Source organism: Chitinophaga ginsengisoli (assembly GCF_003014595.1).
In the GTDB taxonomy this organism is placed as follows: domain Bacteria; phylum Bacteroidota; class Bacteroidia; order Chitinophagales; family Chitinophagaceae; genus Chitinophaga; species Chitinophaga ginsengisoli.
Window position 1 is genome coordinate 168,913 of sequence record NZ_PYGK01000005.1, and the last position, 20,548, is coordinate 189,460.

Genomic DNA, 20,548 nt, shown 5'->3' on the forward strand with positions numbered 1-20,548 from the left:
CGGTGTACAACGGAATGCAGTGACCGCAGCAGAGGTAATCATTCAAATTTAAATGTATGAACAAGTTCATTAGTGCCTTTATGGCTGCTATGGGCATGGCATGTTATTGCAGTATGCCGGCAGACGCGCAGGACCTGGCAGCGCTGGGTAAACCTGTCAGCCCCTTCGAAAGATCTCAGACTAAATCGTTGAAAAATGTGCTGGATGGGCTTGAGGTAAAATACAACGTACACTTTATGTACAAGAGCAATCTCGCAAAATTGCAATTGTCGCGTATTGAAAACAACAAAACTTCCTCACTGGAAGAAGAACTGAAAGGGATCACATCTCCTAATAAACTCCGGTATAAAAAGATGGGAGATGGTTTCTACATCATCTTCTCACAGGATGATGAACCTACTGAAATTCCTCCTGCCGGTAATAAGGAAAGCACAGCATCACAGGTACAGTCAGTGATGAACGCAGCACCGCTTGTTGCTCCCGCTGCTATCACAGTAAAGGGTGTGGTGACCGACGATAACGGTCAGCCTTTGCCAGGTGTAACGGTACTGGTAAAAGGTACCTCAAATGGTACATCCACCGGTGTTGACGGCTCCTGGTCATTACAGGTACCGAACGAAAATGCCGTACTGGAATTTTCCTTCATTGGTTATACCAAACAGGAAGTAACTGTTGGCGGTCGCACGACTATTATGATAAAAATGGCGCAGGATGTTACCGCAATATCCGAAGTAGTGGTAGTAGCATATGGTACGCAGAAGAAAGTAAACGTTACCGGTGCTATCGCTGCTGTAGATGGTAAGGATGTGAACTGGAAGCCGGTAGGACAGGTATCTGCTGCATTGCAGGGGGTCGCTTCTGGTGTAACAGTCACGACCAACAGCGGACAACCCGGTTTAGACCAGGGTACAGTGCGTATCCGTGGTATTGGTACACTGAACAGTAATGATCCGCTGGTATTGGTGGATGGTGTGCAGATGAATATGAATGATGTGGATGCCAATGATATCGCTTCTATTTCCGTGCTGAAAGATGCGGCATCTTCTGCTATCTATGGTGTAAGGGCGGCAAATGGTGTGATCCTTATCACGACCAAAAGAGGCGCTTCCGGTAAACCAAAGGTGAATTATTCCAACTATTTCGCATGGCAACGTCCGGCCCGTCTGGCCAAATATGTTGGTGCGAAAGACTTTATGAAACTGGTGAATCTTACTGCCGCCAACTCAGGTGGAAACCCTACCTATTCCGATGCGCAGATAGCTGCCTACGATGACCCTAACCGTAATAAAGATCTCTATCCGGACAACTACTGGCTGGATGATGTACTGACAGGTAGCGGATTTCAGCAGGAGCATAGCCTCGGTGTGAGTGGTGGCACTGAAGATGTGAAATACCGTTTCTCCACCAACTATTTCGATCAGAAAGGTCTGATCTCTAATATGGATTTCAATCGTTTGACTGTTCGTCTGAACACGGATATCAATGTAACGAAGAAACTCAGCTTCAGCGCAGACATCGCCGCCAGACTGGGCGACAGACAGGAGCCACAGGGCGCCTCTGGTTCCGCATGGTATCAGTTCGGACAGGCAGCTGTAGTGAATCCTCTTTCTGTTAATAAATATTCAGATGGCACCTGGGCGCTCGTAAGAGGTGGACAGAACCCTATCCGCCTGCAGGAAGAAGGTGGCCTGTACCAGTATAAAAGCAACCTCTTTACCGGCAACTTCAAAGCTGTTTACAATCTTGTAAAAGGCTTAAAACTGACCGGCCTCGCATCCGTTAACTACCGCTCAGATTATAATAGCATGCACGAAAAAGCGCTGACTTATTTCACAGACTTCCCGACTAATGAAAAAACATTGACACTGGGACAGAATACTGTAAAGAAGGCGTATCAGGGCTATTGGTTCAAAAACTATCAGGGACTGGCTGAATACACACACAGCTTCGGCAAACACAACTTTACATTGTTAGCGGGTGCTTCCCGTCTTACAGAAACGACTGATGATCTCAGTGGTTACAGATCCAACATGCCTAATGGCAATATCGAACAGATAGATGCGGGCGCTGCTTCCGGACAGATCGCTACTGGTAATACAACTGCGTATTCACTGGTTTCCTTCTTCGGTAGATTGAACTACTCCTTCAATGAGAAATACCTGTTTGAAGCAAACCTTCGTCGTGATGGTTCTTCCCGTTTCGCAGACGGTCAGCGATGGGGTGTGTTCCCTTCCTTCTCTGCGGGCTGGCGTATTTCATCAGAAAGCTTTATGCAGGACGTGAAATTCATCAACAACCTGAAGCTGCGCGGCTCCTGGGGTGAACTGGGTAATGACGTGATCTTTGATCAGAACAAATTAAGCGTTAACTACCCTTACCAGTCCGTGTATTATTATAACAGCTATCCATTTGGTGGTACGCTGAATCCTACTGCAGGTATCCAGACCTATCCAAACTCTGGCCTGACATGGGAATCAACTGCAATGACCGATGTAGGTCTGGATGGAACGGTGTTCAGGAACCTGGACTTCTCCTTTGATTACTATAAGAAGAATACCAAGAATATCCTGTTGTATCTGCCTATTAATCCTTCTGTTGGTCTGGACCCCTCAGCACAGAATGCAGGTAAGGTGCGGAATACCGGATGGGAAGTATCACTGAACTACCGTGGAAAGGTGGGTGAACTGAACTATAATGTAGGTGGTAATCTCTCAGATGTGCGTAACGAAGTAGTGGATATCAAAAACACTGACGCAATTAAAAGAGATAACAACTTCGTTTATACTGGTCTCGTCGTAGGACAGCCTATCAACGGTTTCTATGGCTACCAGGTAGAAGGTATCTTCCAGAATGCACAGCAGGTAGCAGGACATGCTACGCAGCCGTTCCCGACTACAGGCCCCGGCGACTTTATATACAAAGATCAGAACAACGACAAGCAGATCAAGGAAGCCTCAGTAAGCAATGGTGGCGACATGGTTTACCTGGGTAGCAATATTCCAAGGTATACATATGGTATCAACTTGGGTGCTGACTACAAACACTTCGATCTGTCTGCTTTCTTCCAGGGCGTTGGTAAAGTAGCGATCAATACACTGGCAATAGAAAGAGCGCCTACTTCCAATGATGGTAATTTCAGGGAAGAACATCTGAATAGCTGGACAGCAACAAACACCGGTGCTGCTTTCCCAAGATTACTGAACACTACACAGAACTATCAGTCATCTTCCTACTGGGTGAAGAGCGGCGCGTATATGCGATTGAAAAGTCTGCAGCTGGGTTATACCTTACCTGATCATATCATGAAGCGTGCTGGTTTTGACAGATGCCGCATTTATGTAAGTGGACAGAACCTGTTGACGTTCTCTTCACTGCCAAATGATATTGATCCGGAATCACCAAACGACAGCAGGTATTACCCACAGGTGAGAACATTCACCTTCGGATTAAATGTTCAATTTTAAACTAAGTGGTCATGAAGAAATTAGCAATTATATTCACATTCGCGGGGTTGGCAGCAATATCCGCGTGTAAGAAAACACTGGACGAGCAGCCGCAGTCTTCTGTGAGCCAGGATGATTACTGGAAGACAGAAGCCGATGCTATCAATGCTGTAAATAACTGTTACCGCCGTTTGGGGGATGTGGACAACCGTATATTCATCACCTGTGCTACAGACGACAGCTATTCCTGGAGCGACTGGCCAAGTGATGTGCGGCTAGTAGGTAATGGAAGTGCATCTATCAGCACCGGTATGTTCTCCAACTTCTGGAGCAACCTGTATAAGATGATCGCTTCCTGTAATGATGTGCTGGACAATATAGACAGGGACAAGGCATTGTCTGATTCCCTGAGCAGACGTCTGAAAGGGGAAACCCGGTTTATCAGGGCATATGCCTATCAGCAGCTGACAGGGTTGTTTGGCGATGTGATACTAAGAACAACAACTCCGGCGATAAATGAGTTCAAAGACAAACGTACATCCCGTGCTGAAGTAGCCACGTTCATAGCAGCCGAACTGGATTCTGCCGCTAAATACCTGCCTGTTACATATGATGCAAACAATATAGGCCGTGCCACCCGTGGTGCTGCATTAGGTCTGAAAGCACGTGTGTTGCTGTATGAAGGTAAATATGCGGAAGCTGCAGAAGCGGCAAAGGCAGTGATGGACCTGCATGCTTATGCTATCGACAACGATTATGTGAGCCTGTTCAATGGTACCAATAAGAACAGCACAGAGATACTGCTGTCTGCCCGTTACGTGAAAAGCACCCTGCCCAATGCGCTCGCAACCTGGGTAGGAGGGCCTTCTATCGGTGGATGGTCGCAGGTAGTACCACTGCAGTCACTGGTAGATGCGTATGAGTGTACTGATGGAAAGGCAATAGACAAATCATCGCTGTACGATCCTGCACATCCTTATGATAACCGCGATCCACGCCTCAAACTGACAGTAGTGGTGCCAGGTGTAACCGTAAACGGTATCACGATCGATGTAACCAGTAAAACCAGCCTGGATGCATTGAGTAAGAACAATGCTTCCTACACAGGGTTCTATTACAAGAAATATGTGCCCGCTGACATTCAGGGTAACTGGGACAGCAACTCTTACAATGACCTCGTATTATTAAGATATGCAGAAGTGCTGCTGACCTATGCAGAAGCGAAGATTGAGCTGAACCAGATCGATGCAAGTGTGTACGACGCTATCAACCAGGTAAGACAAAGGCCGGGTGTAATGATGCCTGCAGTTACAGCGGTTGATTATGCCAGCCAGACGGCTTTACGTGATGCAGTACGTCGTGAAAGACGTGTAGAGTTTCCGATGGAGGATAATCGTCTGTTTGATATCCGTCGCTGGAAGATTGCTGAAACAGTGATGTCGGGTGCGGTATATGGCATCCTGAATAACTATGATCAGACAAGAAAGGACTATGGACAGCATGTATTGGTAGAACAACGCAGCTTCAATGCAGGCCGCGATTATCTCTGGCCGGTACCACAGAGCGAAACTTCATTGAATCCGAATGCCCTGCCTAATAATAGTGGCTGGTAAATAATTTTCCGGTATCATCAGGACCGGTTATGCTTGAAGAAAGAACCGTCTCAGCTATCTGGGACGGTTTCTTTTTTTTATACAATATTGTCCTCTTTCGCTGTAGGATAGCCCTTTAACTTTTTCTTAACGCAGGCTGTGTAACATCTCCTTACCTTTGCACGCTTCAATGAAAATACCTAACCTATTATAGTATATGACTCGCCTTTTACAAGCCAGCTTATTGTTTACTGTCTGCAGCTTACTTGCCTCCTGCCATGATGATCAGCCATGGGCGCGTGGAGAGGTAGACGGATATGCCCCCATCTATAGTACTGAAGCTTCTTTGAAACAGATTAGTTTTCAAGTGCCCCGCAAGACAGTGAACGGGGGCAAATTGTTTACTGCAGGTACACTTGTACTGCAGGAGGAAATTGATTCAGGATTACATGTTATTTCTTACCAGGACCCTGCTCATCCTATAAAAACGGGCTTCCTGCGCATTCCTGGGTTCCAGGTGGCCGCTATTGAAGGTGATTATCTGTACGCGAATAATTACGATGACCTGATTGCCATCCGCCTGAAAACAATTTCTGCGGATATGTCGGTAGGAAGGGTAGTTGGCATCTGGAAACAGCTGAATTATCCTGCAGGACGGGGTGTTTATTTTGAATGCGTAGATCCTTCAAAGGGAATAGTGGTGGGATGGCGTAAGACAAAACTCAATAATCCCCAATGCCGCAGACCGGAGAATATATATGATGAGCCTACTGTGCTTAGTACCCGCAATAACGCCGGCATGATTGCTTTCCATCGTAAACTTTACCTGGTGACCCCCGATGCATTGGCAGTGTATTCCCTGGCATATCCCGAGCGGCCGGTACTTACAAGGAGCAAAGCATTACCACGGGCAAAAGTGGATAGCCTCTTTCTGTTGAATAAAGAATTGGCTGTGAGCTATAGTACGCAGCTGGGCCGGTACGATACAACCAGTTTAGATAACATTTCTTTATACGATAACTTGTCTCATTGCTTAAAAATAAGGGCAAAGGGCGATACCGCATATGCTATTTTCAGCCGGAGGAATTTATGTGGTAGTCCGTCTTCTACACTGATAAAATTCAGGTTGAAGAAAGATTCGACCAGCGCTGCGGAATTAGGCCGTTTACAGGTAGGTACGGCAAATGCTTTTGTTATAGCAGGCAGTTATATTTATGTAGCCGCAAGCGAAAGCATGTCAGTGGTAAATATCACCGGGGGAAAGTTTGAGAATGCAGGAGACCAGTTCATTGGTGGTTATTCAGATATAGTGAACAATGGTAACCTTTTATTCCTCCGGGACAGCAAGCAGATAGCCTGTTATAGCATCGCCACTTCTCCCGCATCTCCAAAGTTACTCTCTCAACTGCTTTACTAATGAAACAATTATCTATTGTCCTTATACTTTGTTTACTGACCACTATTTCATCCAAAGCCCAGAGAAATACACCTGATGAGCTGCTTACAGGACTGCGTATCAGCACTAATCTTGTGACGCTCAAAGAACCTGATGGAGGCGTATCACTGGCGCTCGAATACAGGTATAAAAAGAACTGGAGTGTAGTAATGGAGGGTACCTGGATCTTTATTGACGAAAAGGCGGATTACAATATCAGGGGCAGGTATACGCCAATGGCCAAAGGTTTCCGTATCCGTCCCGAAATACGTTACTATGTGCCGGGAAGAGGACAGGGATACAAACTATTCTTCGCGCAGGAAATTTCATATAAGCGCGTCAGTTACCGGGAGGAATGGATAAAGTCAGTGATGTCGGACCCCAACTCAGGTCCTGATTATGAACAGATATCCGCCTACGAAAAAGTCAAGAACATCTATGGAACAGCCGGTAAGGTAGGTTGCCAGTTATTCTTTGACAGGTCGCATAAATTCATGATTGAATTTTACATAGGGCTGGGGCTGAAATACCGGGACGTCGCCTTTAAGGACGAGGTTCCTCCTGCGGGCAGCTACCTGGAGGATAACAGTAGTTACCTTGCGGATGTACCCAAGACAGGATGGAATATCAATGTACCTATGGGTATTAAAGTAGGATACCGCTTTTAATCTTTTGCACCCGGCTACCGTTTCTGAAATTCCGTTATATTTGGTGGAAACCAAACAATCTTAACAGTTGCGCCCCGGCGTAACGAAAATTTCTACGGATGAAAGAAGTATATATAGTTTCAGCGGTGCGTACCCCCATTGGTTCCTTTAACGGCGCATTATCAGCTTTTTCTGCCACCCAGCTGGGTGCGCAGGTAATGAAAGCAGCACTTGAAAGAGTGGGTGTACCGTCCACTGCGGTGAATGAAGTGTATATGGGTAATGTGCTCAGTGCCAACCTGGGCCAGGCGCCTGCCAACCAGGCCAGTATCTATGCCGGTATTCCTACCAATGTACCGTGTACTACTGTAAATAAGGTATGTGCCTCCGGTATGAAGGCGATTATGCTGGGCGCACAAAGTATTATGCTGGGTGATAATGACGTAGTGGTTGCCGGCGGAATGGAAAGTATGAGTAATGTACCTTACTACCTGGATAAGGCCCGTAATGGATATAGACTGGGACATGGCGCTGTTACTGACGGTATCATCAGGGATGGCCTCTGGGACCCTTATAAGGACTTTCACATGGGAAATGCAGCAGAGATCTGTGCAACGGAATATAAAATCTCCCGTGAGGAACAGGATGCCTATGCTATAGAAAGCTATAAAAGAGCGGCTGCGGCTACAGAAAACGGCTATTATAAAAAGGAGATCCTCCCCGTGGAAGTGCCTGGTAAACAGGTGGTTACTGTCGCAGAGGATGAAGACTATAAAAAGGTGAACTTCGATAAGATCCCTACTCTGAAGCCTACTTTCCAGAAAGATGGTACTATCACGGCGGCCAATGCCTCCAATCTGAATGATGGTGCGGCAGCGGTATTGCTGGTGAGCGGGGAGAAGCTGAAAGAACTGGGACTGAAGCCTCTGGCGAAGATCATCAGTTTTGCGGATGCTTCCCAGGCGCCTGAATGGTTCACTACCACCCCGGTAAAAGCCATCACCAAAGCGTTGGAAAAAGCGAAACTGACAGCGGCAGATATGGATTTTGTGGAGATCAATGAAGCATTTTCCTGTGTACCAATCGCCAATGAGCGTGACCTGGGACTGTCGCCCGATAAGGTGAACGTATGGGGAGGCGCTGTTTCTATGGGGCATCCTATTGGCTGTAGCGGCGCACGTATTGTCGTGACACTCAGCTCCATCCTGCATCAGAATAATGCCCGTTACGGGGTAGCTGGTATATGTAATGGTGGTGGCGGCGCCAGCGCGATTATTATCGAAAGAGCGAATTAGCAATATTGTTATTAAGGATCAGGGATTTATGGGATAATCGTCGCGTAAATCCCTGATCCTTAGTTTTTATTGTATCAGGCTGATGGTCGTATCAAAGCGTGATGCCCGGCCTGGTTCATTTACCAGGTTCATATAAAGATGTATGCTATCCTGTCCACTCTTCTCCATTTTTAAGGCTTGCAGCCGTCCTGCAGGTTTAACTACATCCCCAGAGATCTTTTCAAAGAACCAGTACTTATCCTGCACCAGGCTATAGGTAGGATAACGGTAAATAATATCTACTGAGGTGGATTGCAGAGAATAATCATCGTCAATCGGATAACGTTTTACTTCCCCATCTGACAACAGGCCCAGTCCTGCAATAACCGTCAGGGTACGCAGGGGAGGCAGCAGCAATCCAAAGAGCAATACAAAAGGGAAACCGTAAAAAGCACACAGGTATACCCACTTGCCGGACACTTCCTGCTGGGTAAGACCATATAATATGACGCCGGAACCTGCATACAGGGTATAGAACACCCGTTCTGTATGGGTACCTTTGAATCCATAGCCACTAAAGAGCAGTATCAGGCAGAGGACGGAAAATACACACATCGCAAGATGGAAATACCAGATCAAACCGGTGATCAGCGGGGCTTTCACCTTTTTAATCTTACAGGATATGGCCGCCAGAAAGCATAAGAAAAGCACGGTAATGGTAAACATAGGATAGGATATTAACTTATAAGAGGCAGTATATGCGCTAATATATATAATATTTCATATATAGTATTTAAAATCTGAGGCCGCTTACTCTGAAGTTTTCCTTTGCTTTTTTCGCCAACAAACGATAATTTTGCCCCTGCCTTAAGATAAATGAGGCATTAACTTTCAAACTTTAAGAGTAACAGCATGCGTCAGATAGCTTTCAGACAAGCCTTACGAGAAGCCATGCAGGAAGAAATGCGCCGTGACGACCGCGTTTTCCTGATGGGAGAGGAAGTAGCAGAATATAACGGAGCCTATAAAGTTAGCCAGGGAATGCTGGATGAGTTTGGCCCTAAGAGGGTAATAGATACGCCGATCGCTGAGCTGGGCTTCACTGCAATAGGTGTTGGCGCAGCGCAGAACGGTCTTCGTCCTGTGCTGGAATTCATGACCTGGAACTTTGCTGTACTGGCACTGGATCAGATCCTGAACACCGCTTCTAAAATGCTGGCTATGAGTGGCGGACAGGTAGGTTGTCCTATCGTTTTCCGCGGACCTAACGGTTCTGCCGGTCAGCTAGGTGCACAGCACTCCACCGCTTTCGAAAGCTATTATGCAAATATCCCAGGTTTAAAAGTAATCTCCGTTTCCAATCCATACGATGCAAAAGGTTTGTTAAAAGCGGCTATCCGCGATAACGACCCGGTTGTTTTCATGGAGAGTGAGCAGATGTACGGCGACATGGGAGAAGTGCCTGAAGAAGAATACATTATCCCAATTGGTAAAGCTGATATCAAACGTGCTGGTAAAGACGTCACCATCGTTTCTTTCAACAAAATGATGAAAGTTGCCCTGGGTGCTGCTGAAGAACTGGCAAAAGAAGGTATCGAGGCTGAAGTGATCGACCTGCGTACTATCCGTCCGCTGGATTGGCACACCATCCTGGAATCTGTGAAGAAAACCAACCGCCTGGTGATCGTAGAAGAACAATGGCCATTCTCCAGCGTTTCTTCTGAGATCTCTTACCGCATCCAGAAAGAAGGTTTCGATTACCTGGATGCTCCGATCCGTCGTATCACAGCTGCGGATGCGCCAATGCACTACGCTCCGAACCTGGTGAAACTGTACCTGCCTGATATCGAGCGTACAGTGAAACTGGTGAAGGAAGTGATGTATATGAAGAAGTAACAGTCATACTGTAAATAGAGAAAGCCGGTCTGTTCAAGACTGGCTTTCTTGTTTTTATTTAATTCCCAAACAGATCCGACGATAAATATCTATCCCCACGGTCGCAGATAATACATACCAGCACCCCATGATCCAGTTCTTTTGAGATCCTTGCCGCAGCAGATACTGCACCCCCGCTGCTCATTCCACAGAAAATGCCTTCCTCTTTAGCCAGTCGGCGGGTCATTGTTCTTGCCTCGTCTTCAGAAATATCCATGATACGATCTACCCTTGATTTGTCGAAGATCTTCGGCAGGTATTCCTCCGGCCATTTACGGATACCAGGGATCCTGGAGCCTTCTGTCGGCTGACAGCCTACTATCTGTATCTGGTTGTTCTGTTCCTTCAGGAATTTCGATACGCCCATAATAGTACCGGTAGTACCCATAGCGCTGACGAAGTGGGTGACACCGTGATTGGTATCCCGCCATATTTCCGGGCCGGTAGTTTTGTAGTGCATACCGTAGTTGTCCGGATTGCCGAATTGGTTCAGCATAAAATAACCTCCCTTGGCTACCTGTGCGTTTGCATAGTCAATGGAGCCTTCCATGGATGCTTCCTTCGGCGTCAGTATTACTTTGGCGCCAAAGGCTTCCATGGTCAGTACTCTTTCGCGGGTAGCATCTTCCGGCATTACCAGCTCGATCTCTACACCGAAAATGCTGGCAATCATGGCCAGTGCGATGCCGGTGTTACCGCTGGTAGCCTCTATCAGTTTAATGCCCGGTTTGATCTCACCTCTGTCCAAGGCTCCCTTGATCATACCGTAAGCCGCTCTGTCTTTTACACTGCCTCCCGGATTCGTTCCTTCCAGTTTTGCATAAATTGTAACCCCTGGATTGGCGCTGATGTTTTTGAGCGCTACCATGGGGGTGTTACCAACAAGATCTAATATCGAGTGCATTTAATAACTATTTTCTACTACACTAATACTGCCGTCTGCCCGGTAATAGATCCGGCTGAAGGGGGCAGTGCTTTTGATAAGCCATACATTTCCGCCGATGATACTATGATGACCCACCACGGTATCGCCGCCCAGGATGGTGGCGCCGGCATATATAATAACATTGTCTTCAATGGTAGGATGACGCTTGCTGCGCGCCATATCCTTATCCACGCTTAATGCACCCAGTGTAACGCCCTGGTAGAGTTTTACATTCGCGCCAATAACAGTGGTTTCACCGATCACTATACCGGTACCGTGGTCGATGCAGAAATAGGGCGCTATCACTGCCGCAGGGTGTATGTCGATACCGGTACAGCTGTGTGCACGTTCGGTGATCATACGGGGTAGCAGCGGGATCTTCAGCTGATGCAATGCATGTGCAATGCGATAAAAAGCGATGGCGTAAAACCCGGGGTAGGCGCGTATTACCTCGTACATACAGGTAGCTGCAGGGTCTCCCTTGTAAATAGCTTCTGCATCTTTTTTTAATGCATCATAAATGACTTCCGCCTGTTCCATAAACTGACGGCTTAGTGCTTCTGCCGCAGCGGGCAGCTGTTGTTGCATCGGCTGTAACAGGTGCTGCAACTCGGATTGCAGTCCGCTTGCATATTCTTCCAGTAACACGAGATCGGCCATCACCTTCCCGGTATATTCTGGAAAAAGCCAGTTGATAAAATTGTTGGCAAAGTCGTTCACCGCGCTGGTAGGAGGATAAGCAGTAGCCGCAGCCAGCTGATGCCTCCGCCTTAATTCTTCTAAAAGTTGTTGCATATCCAAGTGAATTACAGGATTGAGGGAAACGATTAATGAAATTACGTATTAATGTCGAGAGTCCATAAAGTTAGTAGACAAATGGCGGATATCGGAGATGGGCGCGTTTGTTGTTGTTTCCATTTTGTTATCTTGGGGCGGTATCAAGTAATTTCCCTTAATTTTGTTCGTTGTTCACTAAAATAATGATATGGCCAACATTCTGATAATTGATGACGAAAAAAGCATACGTAAAACGTTGTCTGAAATCCTGAGCTATGAAGGGTATAAGGTAGACGAGGCAGCAGACGGGCAGGAAGGCTTTAAAATGTTCAAAGAAAAGCAGTACGATGCTATCCTTTGTGATATTAAAATGCCCAAGATGGACGGGCTGGAATTCCTGGAAAAAGCGAAAGAAACCAATCCGGATGTGCCTATTGTAATGGTGTCAGGACATGGAAATATCGATACGGCCGTAGAAGCAGTAAAGAAGGGCGCTTACGATTATATCTCCAAACCGCCGGATCTTAATAGATTGCTGATCACCCTGCGTAATGCGATGGATAAAAGCACGCTGGTGACAGAAACCAAGACGCTGCGCCGTAAAGTGAACAAAACGCAGGAAATGATCGGCACTTCTGCCCCTATCCTGAAAATAAAGGAAACAATAGAAAAGGTAGCACCGACAGATGCCCGCGTGCTGGTAACAGGTGAGAATGGGGTAGGAAAGGAGCTGGTGGCCCGCTGGATACATGAACGCAGCAGCCGTGCTGCTGGTCCTATCGTAGAGGTGAATTGCGCGGCTATCCCAAGTGAACTGATTGAGAGTGAGCTGTTTGGACATGAGAAAGGTTCCTTTACATCCGCGGTAAAACAACGTATCGGTAAGTTCGAGCAGGCCAGTGGCGGCACCCTGTTCCTGGACGAGATCGGGGATATGAGCCTCAGTGCACAGGCAAAAGTACTGAGAGCCCTGCAGGAAGGAAAGATCACCCGTGTGGGCGGCGATAAGGAGATCAGTGTGGATGTACGTGTGGTAGCTGCTACGAATAAAGACCTGCTGAAGGAAGTGGAAGAGAAGAATTTCCGTCTTGACCTTTACCATCGTCTCAGCGTGATCCTGATCCATGTGCCTTCCCTGAACGATCGCCGGGACGATATTCCCCTGCTGGTGGAACACTTCCTGGAAAGCGCCTGCCAGGAATATGGTATGGCGAAGAAGACGGTCGACAAGGAAGCCATGAAAGCTTTACAACAGCATAACTGGTCTGGTAATATCCGGGAACTGGGCAACGTGGTAGCCCGCCTTGTGATCCTCTCCGGCAAAACGATCATGGCAGAAGATGTGTATGATTATGTGCTGCCTGCCAGGGACAAAAAGAAAGTAAACGCTTAATAATATCAGGGCTGTCCGCTTAGGTGTGACAGCCCTTTTTCGTCTTATACAATCATGAACAAGCACCTGTACCTGCTCAGCGGCATGGGAGCAGATGAACGGATCTTCAGGTACCTCAGTTTTCCCGCAGATTATACGGTACATTACCTGGATTGGCTAACGCCCGACCCTGATGAGACTTTTCCCGCCTATGCAGCACGGATGGCCGCCAGAATTGAACATGAACACGTTACATTGATAGGCGTCTCCTTCGGCGGTATGCTTTCCCTGGAAATAGCCCGACAAAGGTCCATTCAGAAAGTTATCCTGATCAGCAGTATTAAAAATACCGGAGAAAAGCCTCCTTACCTGGCCTGGGTAAGAAAAACGGGTATGCTGCAATTGCTGCGGCTTCCGGATTCCATCATTTTCACACGTAGAAAAGGATTGGTGAAACTGTTCCTGAACGCGGAAACGGCGGAGGAACACGAGCTGCTGGCCGAATATATGAACAAAACAGCCTATGGGTACCTTCGCTGGGGCATCCGGATGGTAGTGAACTGGCAGAATGATTTCATTCCGTCATCACTGGTACATATCCATGGAGGTAAGGACAGGACTTTCCCTTCAAAGCTGATCAAAGCTGATTATATAATTCCCACCGGTGGGCACTTTATGGTGTATAACCGTGCTACCGAAATCAATGAAATCCTGCAAAAGGAGCTGTTGTAAAATGCAAAACTCCTGCGAACCAATTGGGTTATATGTAAAAAAGTTTAGTAAATCAACCTAATCCCCTTATTTTAGCAAAACTTTTGAACAGTATTAATTAGCTTGCAGCATACAGAATATTATAATTTGATCTTTTAAATATCTTAAACGAATCTTAATGAACCTGGCTTTTTGGAGAAGAAATAAAGAGGGTCAGCCAAAGAAGAAGAAATCTGCCGTTAGAGAGTGGTTTGATGCCGCTATTTTCGCCATCATCGCTGCTACCTTGATACGCACTTTTATTTTTGAGGCGTACACCATCCCCACCCCATCTATGGAAAAGACATTGCTGGTAAACGATTTTCTGTTTGTCAGTAAGATCAGTTACGGGCCTCGCATTCCCATGACGCCACTCGCTGTACCTTTTACACACCATACCCTGCCATTCACCAAGTATAGTAAGGCTTACTCCGAAGCAGTACATTGGAAGTACAGACGTCTCCCAGGTTTCTCAGATGTTGAGCGTTATGATGTAGTGGTGTTTAACTTCCCCGAAGGAGATACTGTAGCCCTGGAACAGCAGGAGCAGAGCTATTACCAGCTGGTAAGATTTTATGGACGTGAGAATGTATGGGAACAGAACCATGTAACTTCCCGTCCTGTTGATAAACGTGAGAACTATATCAAGCGCTGTATGGGTGTTGCCGGCGATACCCTGAGCATCAAAGATGGTGTTGTTTACATAAATGGTGCACAGGCGCCGATCCCACCGGAAAGCGAACGTACCTACTGGGTAAAGACAAACGGAGATCCGCTGAACCCTACACGCCTCGACGAACTGAACATCGATCCGTCTCCACGCAGTGTTGATGACTCCAGCACTTTCAGGTATGACCTGACCGCTGGTATGGCCAACCTGCTGAAAACATGGCCGGCCGTAAGGGATATCACGCCGTATGTAAAGTCGCCAAGACAGGACATACAGGTATTCCCGCATGATACCGCCCATTACAGGTGGACAGAACATAACTTTGGTCCGATGTATATTCCGAAGAAAGGTGTGACCGTCAACCTGGACAGCACGAATATCGCTTTCTACGATCGTATCATCAGCGTATACGAAGGCAATAAACTGGAGGCTAAAAACGGACAGTTCTATATCAATGGTAAACCTTCCAGCACCTACACCTTCAAGATGAACTATTACTGGATGATGGGTGATAACCGTGATAACTCACTGGATTCCCGCTTCTGGGGTTTTGTGCCTGAAGATCACATTGTAGGTAAGGCATGGCTGATCTGGATGAGTTATGGGCATGGCAGCATCCGCTGGAGCAGGCTGTTTAAAACCATCAAATAAACGCTCCGGAGCCCTGTAACAAAGGTTACAACATGCTTCGGCTGCTGAACAATATTATATTACGAATTACGCATGACATCCAATTACAAACACTAACTTGTAATTCGTCATCCGTAATTCGTAATTTAGTATATGGACATCCGTAAACACTCTTTTGAATATCAATCCTTCCAGGACGGTGCAGCTTTACCCACTGCCGATCTCCGCTTGCTGGAAGAAGCCCGGGAAGTGACCGCCCAGGCCTATGCCCCTTATTCCAACTTTTATGTAGGCGCTGCCATTTTACTGGCCAACGGTATTGTGGTGAGAGGAACAAACCAGGAGAACGCTTCTTTCCCTGCCGGCATCTGTGCAGAAAGGGTGGCCCTGTCTACCGCGGCATCCCTCTATCCAGGTGTACCTATATTGACCATTGCCGTCAGCTATCATAATCCTTCGGGGAGTAATGATACTCCTATTTCCCCCTGCGGCATCTGCCGGCAGACCCTGTCAGAATATGAAGGGCGTCAGCAGCAGTCTATCCGTGTTATTATGGGCGGACAGACAGGTAAAGTATTCATCATTCAGACTATCAGACACTTGCTGCCATTGGGTTTCTCCGCAGAAGATATGCAATAAATTTATTATCTTTGGAGCGTCTCTACGAAACTCTATGTTGAACGTCCGTGTCTTATGTCCGCTAGTATGGATGGTTTTATTCGTGCAAGTTGCTATGGCTTTTCCAGGAAATAAATTAAAAGGTCTCTACAGGGAAGGAGTGAACTGCCGTAATGAAGGCAGGTTTCAGGCAGCAAAGAAATGCTTTAACGAAATCCTGCAACAGGATAGCAGCTACTCAGTAGCTTACCTGCAAATGGCAGAAATCCTGGCGCTGGAAGAGGAATACCATGAAAGCATCCGTTATTATCGGCATTTCCTCCGGTTGGATGAAGAACAGCCCGCATCCTGGTATGCCGTTGGTGTACTATATTTTAATACCAAAGATTTCCATAACGCAGTAGGTGCTTTTGAAAAGGCACAAAAGAAAGGACTTCCTGCTGATGCGGATTATTACCTGCACCTGGGAACAGCCTATCTGCATATCCGCCAGGAGGAAAAAGGCATCAAGCATCTTGAATCCTGTCTTGCTTTGCGGGAGAATGATCCCCGACCTATACAGGCATTGGGCCACCATTATTACCTGGCCGGCAACTATGGCGCTGCTATTGCTTACTGGGATAGATTGGTGACCATTCAGCCTGAGAACGCATTTGCACTGTTCATGCTCGGCAAGTCATACATCGGTAAGGGGGAAGTGGCAAAAGGAGAGGCGCTGTGTGACAAGGCACTGGCCGTTACGCAATAAGATCATCCCACAAAAGATATAAAAGAAAAAGCTCCCGGATATGGGAGCTTTTCGCTTTATTAAACAGTACGTTCTTACATTCTTTCAGGTACATCAATACCCAGCAGTTTCATACTTTTCGCGATTGTTCTTGCCGTGAGCATAACGATCTGCGTACGGAGTTTCTGTTTCTCTGGTGTTTCTGCATCTTGCACGGAGTAGGTATATTTACCTTCCACTTTCTCTGCATAGAAAGAGTTGAACTGTTGTGCGAGCTGGAACACATAGTTAGCGATCACGGAAGGGCTCATTTCTTTCAGGGCTTCTTCCAGTACGCTTTCGTATTGTTCGTTCAGCAGGATCAGTTCTTTCTCCAGCGGCAGTAAGCTGCCCTTATGACAGTAACCTTCCAGTTTATCTGCATCCGGTGCTACCTCACGCAGAATGGATTTGATACGGGCATGCGCATACTGAACGAATACACTGGTAAACCCATGGAGGTCGATAGACTCTTTCGGATCGAATACCATTCTCTTTTTAGGATCTACACGCAGCAGGAAGAATTTCATAGCGCCGATACCGAGCATCTTATAAAGCTGCTGCAGATCATCTTCTGCCATGTCTTTCAGCTTGCCGGAATTAGCCGTCTGTTCTGCCGCTGCCCCGATAGTTTCATCGATCAGATCATCAGCGTCGACAACGGTACCTTCACGGCTCTTCATACGGCCATGAGGGAGTTCCACCATACCATAAGAAAGATGGAAGATCCCATCAGCACAAGGTTCCTGCAGTTTCTTCAGGATCAGCTGCAGCACCTTGAAGTGATAGTTTTGTTCATCGGCTACCACATAGATGCTCTGTTCCATCTGGTAGTCGTCATATTTAAGACGGGCGGTACCCAGGTCCTGCGTCATATATACAGAGGTACCATTGCCACGTAATAATAATTTCTCATCGAGACCGTCAGCAGTCAGATCTATCCAGATAGAGTTATCCGGTTTTTTGAACAGCACCCCTTTAGCCAGTCCTTCCTCTACCAGGTCCTTACCCAGCAGGTAGGTCTCGCTTTCGTAGTACATTTTGTCAAAGTCGATGCCCAGGCGTTTGTAGGTTTCATCGAAGCCTTTGTACACCCAGCTGTTCATCGTAGACCAGAGGTGGCGTACTTCATGATTGCCGGCTTCCCATTGCTGCAGCATGATCTGCGCCTGCTGCATGATCTCTGTTTGCTTACGGGACAGTTCCTTGATCTCATCATTCAGTTTGGCCAGTTTCTCCTCGTCGGCCTTTATTTCAGGCTTATGGAACAGGGTAACCAGCTTCTCTATACGTTCCAGGTCAGTTCCCTGGAAGTCTTTAAAGTCGTTTTCAAGCGCGCGGGCGATGATAGGTTCTGTCTGTTCTTTCAGGATGGTTTCAAACTTCACATAGTAGTCGCCTACCAGGTGGTCGCCTTTGATACCGGTTGATTCGGGGGTATCTCCATGGGCAAACAGCTGCCATGCCAGCATCGATTTACAGATATGGATACCCCGGTCATTCACCAGGTTGGCCTTTATCACTTCATAACCATTCGCTTTCAGGATCTCTGCAATCGAATAGCCGAGGAAGTTATTACGCAGGTGACCCAGGTGCAAAGGTTTATTGGTATTGGGGGAGGAGTATTCCACCATTACTTTTTTCCCGTTGGACGGCTTCTTACCGATGTTACGGTTATTGAAGTGTTGCTGGAGGTACTGTGCCCAGTACTGTTCTGCGATCTGCAGGTTCAGGAAGCCTTTGATCACGTTGTAGCCTGTCACGAGATCGGGGTTGTGTGCTACAAGGTATTTACCCAGTTGATCAGCAGTTTCTTCCGGTTTTAAGCGACTGAATTTAGTGAAGGGGAATACCAGGACGGTATATTCACCTTCGAATTCAGGTTTGGTCGTATTGATTGCAATGTCCTTTGCAGGAATTGTCTGTTCGTAAAGCGCCTTGATTGCTGCGGCGGCAGCAGATCTGATGGATTGTACAACACTCATGCTGATAAACGGTTAATGCCAAAAGTAACGTCAAAGGTATAAAAAATCCGGTGGGCAGCCCGAAAGACGGAATAATATAATACAGAAAAAGGGCCGGCAATACACTGCCAGCCCTTCCAGGGTTTATACGGATGTTGGATATTAATATATAGTAAACTCTACTCTTCTGTTTTTCTGCCTGCCGGCTTTTGTTTTATTGCTGGCAATCGGCTGTCCGGCACCATAGCCGACAGCTTCAATCTTAGATGGATTGGCTCCCTGGCTCACCAGGTACTGTTTTACTGATTCTGCCCTGTCTTTGGAGAGCGCCATATTTTTGGTAGCATTACCTACGTTATCCGTATGTCCGCCAAGTTTCAGGCTGAATCCTCTTGTCTTGAGCATTTCTGCCAGACGGTCCAGGGAAGCATAGGAAGTAGCTTTGATGCTGGATTTGCCGGTTTCAAACTCCAGGTTCTGGATGGCGTTTCTAACGATACGGCGGTCTTCGTCGGTGATAATCACCTGGGTGGGCGCTTTAGGTTCGGTCACTTTCGGCAGTTCGCAGCCGCTGCCATCCACCTTGGTACCAGCTGCAGTGCCAGGGCATTTATCAAAGTAGTCAGATACGCCATCTCCATCAGCATCGGCCAGCAGTTTATTCACATCGGCACTCAGGCGGACATTTTCGGCATGGCTGGTTTCGAGTTCACGTTGCAGGTTGGCTTTTTGTGCTTTCAGTTCGTCATACATCACCTTAGCAGGGTTCTGCCAGCCCAGTTGTGGTTTATTGCGTGGGCCCAGAGGGAATTCAAGTCCGGCGTAACCATAGGAGTATTTGTCTTTATTAGGACCGAAATGAAATCCGTCCAGGTTATCCCCGTCCACATAATGCATGGTATATCCCAGGTCCAGGTTCACGGCTTCAGAGAGTTTAAACTTCAGCCCTGCGCCGATGGGCACATAGAACTCTGTGATGCTTCCACCTCTTTTATATTCATACAGGCCGCCTGATGTTTGTGTGCTTATTTTGGGGGAATAATTCGCCAGCCCGGCACCGCCAGACAAGTATATCTGAAGGGCATTTTTCCTGTACATCCAGTTGATAGTCGCCACATTGACAACCGCATTCAGGCTACCAGACCACTTCAGTTTGGTTTCGAAGGAATTTAAGCGCCGGTTGGGTTCTTTTTCGTTCCCCAATTTGCGGTCATTGTTGCCTGCCAGCTTGCCACCTATATAGTCTGCCCGGATCCCCAGGGAGTGTAAAATCTGCCATTTTACATAGGCACCATAGCCGGGCTGAGCTTTCCATTTTGTAAAATCGTTACTGCCTCCGGTAGGAGCGACAGGAGCCAGCAGTCCTCCGTTGACGCCAACTGAGAAGCGCCTGTAGCCAGGGCCATCAGTAAAAATAGGGCCGGTCACAGTGGTCTGAGCAATACTGCATAGTGGAGTGAAAAGGGCCAGCATACACGCTGCCCGTAAGAATGAGGTGTTTTTCATAATTGTTCAGGGTTACTCGGTTATTTAAATTACTTAGCAGGTGATTAATTACATTAGTAGCATTTCGCATGTCGGTTTTCATGCGCTTATCATAAAAAACCCGATTGCATCTAAATTGTTCATTATTAAACAGATTAAACCCTCATTAAATTAAGGCTGACGGAAACCTGACACAACAGACTGACATATTTGCATGCTTCGTCCCTTGGCATAATCATTGACATTTGCTTTCTCGGAGACAAAA

At 47.0% G+C, this 20,548-nt stretch carries 16 protein-coding genes; 11 read left to right on the forward strand and 5 right to left on the reverse strand.

Annotation, left to right across the window (positions count from 1 at the left end; translation table 11 throughout):
- Window positions 1-56 precede the first annotated feature (56 nt).
- The 5 genes from CLV42_RS14255 to CLV42_RS14275 all read left to right on the forward strand — a co-directional run bounded on the left by CLV42_RS14255 (window position 57) and on the right by CLV42_RS14275 (window position 8,412).
- Complete coding sequence (locus CLV42_RS14255; RefSeq protein WP_106602599.1) at window positions 57-3,464, forward strand: SusC/RagA family TonB-linked outer membrane protein; 3,408 nt, start codon at window positions 57-59, stop codon at window positions 3,462-3,464.
- Window positions 3,465-3,475: 11 nt separating this feature from the next.
- Entirely contained in the window at window positions 3,476-5,056 is a 1,581-nt protein-coding gene (locus tag CLV42_RS14260; RefSeq protein ID WP_106602600.1) for a RagB/SusD family nutrient uptake outer membrane protein, read from the forward strand.
- 196 nt (window positions 5,057-5,252) lie between these two features.
- Window positions 5,253-6,452 carry a hypothetical protein gene (locus CLV42_RS14265; RefSeq protein ID WP_106602601.1) on the forward strand — a complete coding sequence of 400 codons (1,200 nt, stop codon included), beginning with the start codon at window positions 5,253-5,255 and terminating at the stop codon, window positions 6,450-6,452.
- Window positions 6,452-7,138 (forward strand): DUF3575 domain-containing protein, encoded by a 687-nt coding sequence (locus tag CLV42_RS14270; protein WP_106602602.1) that lies wholly within the window; start codon window positions 6,452-6,454, stop codon window positions 7,136-7,138. The genes CLV42_RS14265 and CLV42_RS14270 overlap by 1 nt, the downstream gene beginning before the upstream one ends.
- A 98-nt stretch (window positions 7,139-7,236) precedes the next feature.
- On the forward strand, window positions 7,237-8,412 hold the full coding sequence (locus CLV42_RS14275) for an acetyl-CoA C-acyltransferase (protein WP_106602603.1): 1,176 nt from the start codon (window positions 7,237-7,239) through the stop codon (window positions 8,410-8,412).
- A 66-nt stretch (window positions 8,413-8,478) separates the two neighbouring features.
- Here CLV42_RS14275 and CLV42_RS14280 read toward each other — a convergent pair whose 3' ends face one another.
- Complete coding sequence (locus CLV42_RS14280) at window positions 8,479-9,117, reverse strand: hypothetical protein (RefSeq protein ID WP_106602604.1); 639 nt, start codon at window positions 9,115-9,117, stop codon at window positions 8,479-8,481.
- A 186-nt stretch (window positions 9,118-9,303) separates the two neighbouring features.
- Between CLV42_RS14280 and CLV42_RS14285 the strand changes: the two genes are divergently transcribed.
- Complete coding sequence (locus tag CLV42_RS14285) at window positions 9,304-10,287, forward strand: pyruvate dehydrogenase complex E1 component subunit beta (protein WP_106602605.1); 984 nt, start codon at window positions 9,304-9,306, stop codon at window positions 10,285-10,287.
- Between the two features lie 58 nt (window positions 10,288-10,345).
- Here the strand turns inward: CLV42_RS14285 and cysM are convergent, their stop codons facing one another.
- Both cysM and CLV42_RS14295 read right to left on the reverse strand, forming a co-directional pair.
- Entirely contained in the window at window positions 10,346-11,230 is an 885-nt protein-coding gene (gene cysM, locus CLV42_RS14290) for a cysteine synthase CysM (protein WP_106602606.1), read from the reverse strand.
- On the reverse strand, window positions 11,231-12,046 hold the full coding sequence (locus CLV42_RS14295) for a serine O-acetyltransferase (RefSeq protein ID WP_106602607.1): 816 nt from the start codon (window positions 12,044-12,046) through the stop codon (window positions 11,231-11,233).
- A gap of 190 nt (window positions 12,047-12,236) precedes the next feature.
- Here CLV42_RS14295 and CLV42_RS14300 point away from each other — a divergent pair, with 190 nt between their 5' ends.
- The 5 genes from CLV42_RS14300 to CLV42_RS14320 all read left to right on the forward strand — a co-directional run bounded on the left by CLV42_RS14300 (window position 12,237) and on the right by CLV42_RS14320 (window position 16,816).
- Window positions 12,237-13,421 carry a sigma-54-dependent transcriptional regulator gene (locus CLV42_RS14300; protein ID WP_106602608.1) on the forward strand — a complete coding sequence of 395 codons (1,185 nt, stop codon included), beginning with the start codon at window positions 12,237-12,239 and terminating at the stop codon, window positions 13,419-13,421.
- 54 nt (window positions 13,422-13,475) lie between these two features.
- Window positions 13,476-14,132: an alpha/beta fold hydrolase gene (locus CLV42_RS14305; protein WP_106602609.1), complete on the forward strand. Its 657-nt coding sequence runs from the start codon at window positions 13,476-13,478 to the stop codon at window positions 14,130-14,132.
- Window positions 14,133-14,289: 157 nt separating this feature from the next.
- The gene (gene lepB / locus CLV42_RS14310) at window positions 14,290-15,471 is read left to right on the forward strand and encodes a signal peptidase I (RefSeq protein ID WP_106602610.1); all 1,182 of its coding nucleotides are present in this window, start codon (window positions 14,290-14,292) and stop codon (window positions 15,469-15,471) included.
- 132 nt (window positions 15,472-15,603) lie between these two features.
- Window positions 15,604-16,089, forward strand: coding sequence for a cytidine deaminase (cdd, locus tag CLV42_RS14315; protein WP_106602611.1), 486 nt, complete (start codon window positions 15,604-15,606; stop codon window positions 16,087-16,089).
- A gap of 94 nt (window positions 16,090-16,183) precedes the next feature.
- Window positions 16,184-16,816, forward strand: a complete 633-nt coding sequence (locus CLV42_RS14320; RefSeq protein ID WP_170117513.1) for a tetratricopeptide repeat protein — start codon at window positions 16,184-16,186, stop codon at window positions 16,814-16,816.
- A gap of 74 nt (window positions 16,817-16,890) precedes the next feature.
- Here the strand turns inward: CLV42_RS14320 and CLV42_RS14325 are convergent, their stop codons facing one another.
- Window positions 16,891-18,819 (reverse strand): arginine--tRNA ligase, encoded by a 1,929-nt coding sequence (locus CLV42_RS14325; protein ID WP_106602613.1) that lies wholly within the window; start codon window positions 18,817-18,819, stop codon window positions 16,891-16,893.
- 141 nt (window positions 18,820-18,960) lie between these two features.
- Window positions 18,961-20,304 carry an OmpA family protein gene (locus CLV42_RS14330; protein ID WP_106602614.1) on the reverse strand — a complete coding sequence of 448 codons (1,344 nt, stop codon included), beginning with the start codon at window positions 20,302-20,304 and terminating at the stop codon, window positions 18,961-18,963.
- Window positions 20,305-20,548: the final 244 nt, after the last annotated feature.